This window comes from Nonomuraea sp. NPDC001684 (genome assembly GCF_053596515.1).
Genome location: NZ_JBSFGJ010000078.1, coordinates 22,631 through 28,688, shown reverse-complemented (window position 1 = coordinate 28,688; position 6,058 = coordinate 22,631). Strand labels below are relative to the sequence as shown.

The 6,058-nt window shown below is 70.9% G+C and carries 6 protein-coding genes; 1 reads left to right on the top strand and 5 read right to left on the bottom strand.

Features of this window, described 5'->3' with window-relative positions:
* Positions 1 to 404: hypothetical protein (locus tag ACWCSD_RS17275; RefSeq protein ID WP_449915956.1), on the top strand; the 404-nt coding region annotated here is incomplete at its 5' end.
* A 115-nt stretch (positions 405 to 519) separates the two neighbouring features.
* Here the strand turns inward: ACWCSD_RS17275 and ACWCSD_RS17270 are convergent.
* From ACWCSD_RS17270 to ACWCSD_RS17250, 5 genes are all read right to left on the bottom strand, one after another.
* Complete coding sequence (locus ACWCSD_RS17270) at positions 520 to 2,121, bottom strand: FAD-dependent monooxygenase (protein ID WP_397162440.1); 1,602 nt, start codon at positions 2,119 to 2,121, stop codon at positions 520 to 522.
* Between the two features lie 742 nt (positions 2,122 to 2,863).
* Positions 2,864 to 3,154, bottom strand: a complete 291-nt coding sequence (locus ACWCSD_RS17265) for an MTH1187 family thiamine-binding protein (protein WP_352320345.1) — start codon at positions 3,152 to 3,154, stop codon at positions 2,864 to 2,866.
* Positions 3,155 to 3,543: 389 nt separating this feature from the next.
* Positions 3,544 to 3,873, bottom strand: a complete 330-nt coding sequence (locus tag ACWCSD_RS17260; RefSeq protein ID WP_352320347.1) for a hypothetical protein — start codon at positions 3,871 to 3,873, stop codon at positions 3,544 to 3,546.
* 10 nt (positions 3,874 to 3,883) lie between these two features.
* Positions 3,884 to 4,561 (bottom strand): uracil-DNA glycosylase, encoded by a 678-nt coding sequence (locus ACWCSD_RS17255; protein WP_449915952.1) that lies wholly within the window; start codon positions 4,559 to 4,561, stop codon positions 3,884 to 3,886.
* A gap of 69 nt (positions 4,562 to 4,630) precedes the next feature.
* Complete coding sequence (locus ACWCSD_RS17250; RefSeq protein ID WP_449915951.1) at positions 4,631 to 6,004, bottom strand: M1 family metallopeptidase; 1,374 nt, start codon at positions 6,002 to 6,004, stop codon at positions 4,631 to 4,633.
* Between the last annotated feature and the right edge of the window lie 54 nt (positions 6,005 to 6,058).

Here is a 6,058-nt window from a genome sequence, read left to right as displayed (position 1 = left end):
CCGCCCTCCTCCGATCGGTGGCCCATCGCCTGGTCGCCGACCAGCTCGCCCACCTGCGGGTGCACCCGCTGGCCAGCTGCCACGAGATCGACGACCTCCTGCGGATCCAGCCGTCCGGCGCCCTCCGGGGCGTCCCGCCGTTCGGCGTACGGCTGACCCCGTGCGACGCCGACCTCGCGGACCTCGCGGACCTCGCGGACCTCGCCGGCCTTGGCGAGCCGGGTAGCTCGGGCGCCATCCGCCGCCTGAAGGTGGGCCCCGCCCCCGGCAGCGGCCGGCTCACCTGTCTCAAGGTGGGGCCGCCGTCCGGCTTCACCGGCTCGGTCAACGACTGGCTGTGCGCCGCCGCCAGCCTCGACCTGACCTCCGCCGACCACCCCGCACGCCCGGCCCTCGCCGCCTGACCCCCGCCCCCGCGAGACGGCCAGACCCATGGAGCACGTACGTGCCTCCCGCTCATGCGCACGTTTCACGACCCCGGCGAAGGCCATCGGGCCCGGTCCGGCGAAAGGCAGGTGGTCAGCGGTGCAGGATCCGGGTGAGGGCCTGGTCGAGCGTGGACATGGGGTCCGACGTGGGGCGAGGGGCGCGCCAGGCCACGTACCCGTCGGGCCGCACCAGGACAGCGCCGCCTTCCCGCACCCCGTACCGTTCCCGCCAGCGGCCCTCCACGTCCACCAGTTCGTCGTCCACCAGGATGCGGGTGAGCTGCACGCCCAGGCGCTCCTTGACCACGCGGCCGGCGTCCATCCAGACCTGGCCGCCGCACTTGTCGGCCAGCAGGACGAAACCCGAGCCGAACAGGTCGATGGTCGAGATGCGCTGCCCCTCCCAGTCGAGCACGACGTGCGGGGCACGGCTGCCGGGCCGGCCGCTCGGGACGCGAGGGTCCTCCAGGAGCGAGCCGTCGTCGCCGGGCTCCTCCAGGACGGCGGCGGAGTGGTACCGGTAACCGAGCATCGCCTGCAGGAAGTCCTCCAGGGGCTCGGGGTAGTCGGAGCGCTCGTCCACGGGCATCCGCACGCTGAGGTTGGCGAGTTGGGCGTCGGCGGTCAGGGCGCCGATCGGGCGGCGTTCGGCGTCGTAGGTGTCCAGGAAGCCGGGGCCGGCCTGCCCGCTGAGCACCAGCCAGAGGCGCCAGGCGATGTCGCAGCCGTCCTGGAGGGCGGTGCTGCCGCCCTGGCCGCCGGTGGGCGGCATGGTGTGGGCGGCGTCGCCGGCGAAGAAGACGCGTCCGGCGCGGAAGGTGTCGGCCACGACGTGCGCCAGGCTGAACGTCGCCGTGTCCAGCACCTGCACGTCCAGGTCCGGGATGCCGGTTCCGGCGCGGATGAGCTCGACACAGCGTTCCTCGGTGAGGGCGTCTGCGCCGCCGTCCGGGGAAGGGTTCTGGTTGATGCCGAGCACGTGCGCGCCGACGCCCGTGCCGGTCACGATGACGCCGGTGAACGTGTCGTTGTGGAGGTACCAGACGATGACCTCGCGCTCGTTCACCAGGCCGGTCAGATCGGCGTCGAACATGATCGAGCGCATCTGCACCAGGTCGCCCCTGCCGGAGGTGGGCACGGCCAGCCGCTCACGCAGCGGGCTCCGGTGGCCGTCGGCCGCCACCACGTAGTCGGCCCGTACGACGCTCTCCTCGCCGTCGGCGGCGCGGATCACGGCGGTGACGCCGTCGTCGTCCTGGTCGAGGGAGATCAGCTCGGTGGAGAAACGCAGGTCGGCGCCGAGCTCGTCGGCGTAGGCGCGCAGTACCCGCTCGACCTCCGACTGGGGGGCGCCCACGCGGGGCACGGGGGTGAGGTCGGCCAGGGCGTCGAACTCACCCGTGTCCTCGAAGATCATCTGCGGATCGGGGTCGGCCAGCGTCTTGGCGATCGCGATGCGCATGGAGTCGCCGATGCCGATCCAGATGTCGGCGAACGTCTGCTCGATCCCCGGCAGCGGCCGCAGCAGCTCGACGGCTCGCGGTCCCATGCCGAACGCCTTGGGCTGGATGGACGTGCTCGGGTGCCGCTCGACCAGAATGACGGGCACCTCGCGCCACGCCAGCAGCGCGGCAGCGCTCAGGCCCGCGTACCCGCCGCCGACCACCAGCACGGGCACTCGCTCTTGTCTCATTGCCTCCACCTCCGGGCACGAGTAGTATCGCGTTCTCCGATCAAGCGACACGATATGTCGCGTTTGCGGAGATGGTCAAGACATATCGCGAATCCCGTCATTCATCGGAGCTCTGCCGTCCCCGAAAGGAGCGCGCCGCCGTCTGGGCGCGAGGCCAAACGGCCGCTGCCCGCCCCGCTCGCAAGCCGCGCAACACCGACATCACCAGAAGGCCGAGCAGTCGCGCTTGAATCCAACCTTCGGCGCCACGTACCCGCTACGGGATTACTCGCCATGCTCGGCTACGAGGGCTCCGGGCTACGTGTCCGCTACGAGGGCTCCGGGCTACGTGTCCGCTACGAGGGCTCCGGGCTACGTGCCCGCTACGAGGGCTCCGGGCTACGTGTCCGCTATGGGGCTCCGGGCTACGTGTCCGCTACAAGGGCTCTGCGCCATGTGTCCGCCGCAGGGGCGCTGCGCGGCGTGCCTGCTACAGGGCTCCTCATCACATGCCGGCTACGGGAGGTTTCCTGCCCTGTGCCCGCCATGGGGGCTGCGCGTTGGGTGCCGGCTGCGGGGCTTCCCGCTGTGTGTCCGCGACGGGACGGTTGCGCGCCGCGTGCCCCTACGGGGTTCCTCGCCACATTCGACTGTGGGAGGTTCCTCACCGTGTGCCCAGCTGCGTGCTCAGCCGGCATCCGCAGATCGTGGGCTTCACGGTACGCGGGTGCGGCCGAGAGTTCCCCTGCGTGGGTGAGGTGGGTCAGGGGAGGTGGCGTTCGAGGCTTTGGAGTTTGGTGGTCATGCCGTCCGTCACGCCCGGGCGCAGGTCGGCCTTGAGGACCAGGCTGACTCTCGGGGCGACCTCGGAGACGGCGTCCACCGCGCGCCTGACGACGTCCATGACCTCGTCCCACTCGCCCTCGATCGTGGTGAACATCGCGTCCGTGCGGTTGGGCAGGCCGCTCTCGCGGACCACCTTGACGGCGCGGGCGACCGGTTCGGCGACCCCTTCGCCGACGCCCAGCGGGGTGATGGAGAAGGCCACGATCATGGCGACAGATCCCTCGGAGAACGGAAAGAGCCCGGACGAGACGATCGTAACCGGGGCGAAGAGCCACGACGCGGGTGGGGCGCCGTGGCTGATCGCCGTACGTCAGAGGTGACGACATGATGGGCGCCGTACGACGGAGCCGCGGCGCGGATGGAGCGCCGTGGCCGGTCGGCGTACGTCGCAGGTCACGACGCGATGAGGCGTCGTGGCCGGTCGGCGTACGTCGCAGGTCACGACGCGATGAGGCGTCGTGGCTGATCGCCGTACGTCGGAGTCGCCACCTGGGCGGGGCGTCGTGGCCCGTCGGCGTACGTCGCGCGGCGCGGTGGGGCGCCGTGGCCGGTCGGCGTACGTCACGTCACGCGCCACACCACGTCACGTGCGAGAGGTCACGCGTGGTCGTGGTCGTGGTGGTCCTCGTCCTCGTCCTCGCTCGGCCCCTCGGACGGCTCCACCCCGAGAACGGCCTCACGCGGCTCGATCTCGGTGATGTGGTCCACGAGCTGCAGCACGTGGTCCGGCTCGATCAGCCACTGCAGCGCCGAGGCGCCGGTCTCGTCGGAGTTGACGAGGTCGGCCTGCTCGGAGCGCTCCTCGTCGCTGAGGTCGGCGTCGGGATGCCGGATCTCGGCCAGCGCCGCCGCCTGCAACGCGTTCACGTCGAGCACCTCCACGGTCAGCTCGACCGTAAGGCGCAGGTATTTCGGTTCATCACTCATGGCGACGATGCTAGGGCAGCTTCCACTCGACAGGTGCGGCGCCTTGCTGGGTGAGCAGCTCATTGGCGCGGCTGAACGGCCGCGAGCCGAAGAAGCCGCTGCGCGCCGACAGCGGGGACGGGTGCGCCGACTCGATGCGCGGCACGCTGCCGAGCATGGGCGCCAGGTTGCGGGCGTCGCGGCCCCACAGGATGGCGACCATCGGCTTGTCGCGGGCCACGAGGGCACGGATGGCCTGCTCGGTGACCAGCTCCCAGCCCTTGCCCCGGTGGGAGGCGGGCTTGCCCGGCATGACGGTCAGCACCCTGTTGAGCAGCAGCACGCCCTGCTCGGCCCACGGGGTCAGGTCACCGTTGGCGGGGCGGGGGAGGCCGAGGTCGGACTCCATCTCCTTGTAGATGTTGAGCAGGCTCCCGGGTATCGGCCGCACCTCGGGCGCCACCGAGAACGACAACCCGACGGGGTGGCCGGGCGTGGGGTAGGGGTCCTGACCCACGATCAGCACCCTGACGTCGTCGAAGGGCTGGTTGAACGCGCGCAGGACGTTGGGGCCCGCGGGCAGGTACTGCCTGCCCTCGGCGATCTCGTTGCGCAGGAACTCACCCATCAAGGAGATCTGCTCGGATACGGGCTCAAGAGCCTTAGCCCATCCGGCTTCGACGACTTCATGCAAAGGACGACCGGCCATGGCCGTGAAGCTTATCTAGGTCTGGTACGGCTTGCCGCCCAAACGGACGCGCAGGCCGTACCGGAATGATCACAACGACGGCTTGCCGGGCTGGAAGAGCCAGGCGTCGAAGAGGGCGTCGAGCTGCCTGCCGGACACGCGTTCGGACAGGGCGACGAAGGCGGCGGTGTCGGCGTTGCCGTACTTGTGGTCGTTCGCCCAGGTGCGCAGGATCGTGAAGAACGCGTTGTCGCCGACGGTCCGGCGCAGGACGTGCAGGGTCGCCGCGCCGCGGTCGTAGACGGGGTCGTGGAAGAGCGCGGCGGCGCCGCCGGGGTCGGCGGTGGGCGTCTGCCAGAACTCGTCGTCGGCGGGCCTGGCGTAGACGCCGTCGAAGGACGTCTGCACCGTACGGCTGCCGATCTTCTCCAGCCAGAGCCATTCCGCGTACGTCGCGAAGCCCTCGTTCAGCCAGATGTCCCGCCATAAGGTGGGCGTCACCGAGTCGCCGAACCACTGGTGGGCCAGCTCGTGCGCGAGCAGCGACTCGCCGGGCACCACGGGGTAGATGGGCCGGGTCTGGGTCTCCAGGGCGTAGCCGACGTTCGGCTCGTGGTCCACGATCCCGCCGGTGGAGGAGAAGGGGTACGGGCCGAAGAGCGAGCTGAAATAGTCCAGGACGGGGGCGTGACGGGCGGCGAAGTCCGTCGCCGTGCCGGCGAGTTTGGGGTCCACGGCGGTGATCACCCGGTAGCCGCCGGACCTGGTGTCGGTGAGCTGGAACTTGCCGATCGACACGGTGGTCAGATAACTGGCCATGGGCTCGCGGGCGTCCCACACGTAGGTGGTCCGGCCGCCGGCCGACGTCCTGGCCACCAGGTCGCCGTTGGCCACCGCGACCCTGGTGCTGGGCACGGTGACCGAGAACCGGTACGTCGCCTTGTCCGACAGGTGATGATTGCCGGGGTACCAGGTCATCGCGCCCTGCGGCTCGTTGGCGTTGAAGACGCCGTCGCTGGTCCTGATCCAGCCGTCCCTGGAGCCGTCGGGGTCGAGGACGTGGGTGGGCCTGCCGTCGTACCGGACGACGACGGAGAAGCCCTGCCCGGAGGCGAGCGCGGCGGCGGGGGTGACGACCAGTTCGTCGCCGCTGCGGGTGAAGGCGGCGGGCCGGCCGTCCACGGTGACCGAGCGTACGGACAGCGAGCCGGACAGGTCGAGGTCGAAGCGGCTGAGCGCCTGGGTGGCGCGGGCGTTGACGGTGGCGACGCCGGTCAGGACGTTGGAGGAGGGCTCGTAGTCGAGGGCGAGGTCGTAGTGGCCGGCGTCGTAGCCGCCGTTCCCCTGACCGGGGAAGTACGGGTCGCCCGCCCCGGGCGAGCCCGGGGTGCCGCCGAGCGCGGCGGCGGGGGTGAGGGGGAGGGAGATGAAGGCTGCTGCGGCGAGGGCGAGAAGACGCTTCATGAACAATCATCGGAGGTCCGGAAGGACGTGTTACGGGCGCCCGCCTGCCCCCCT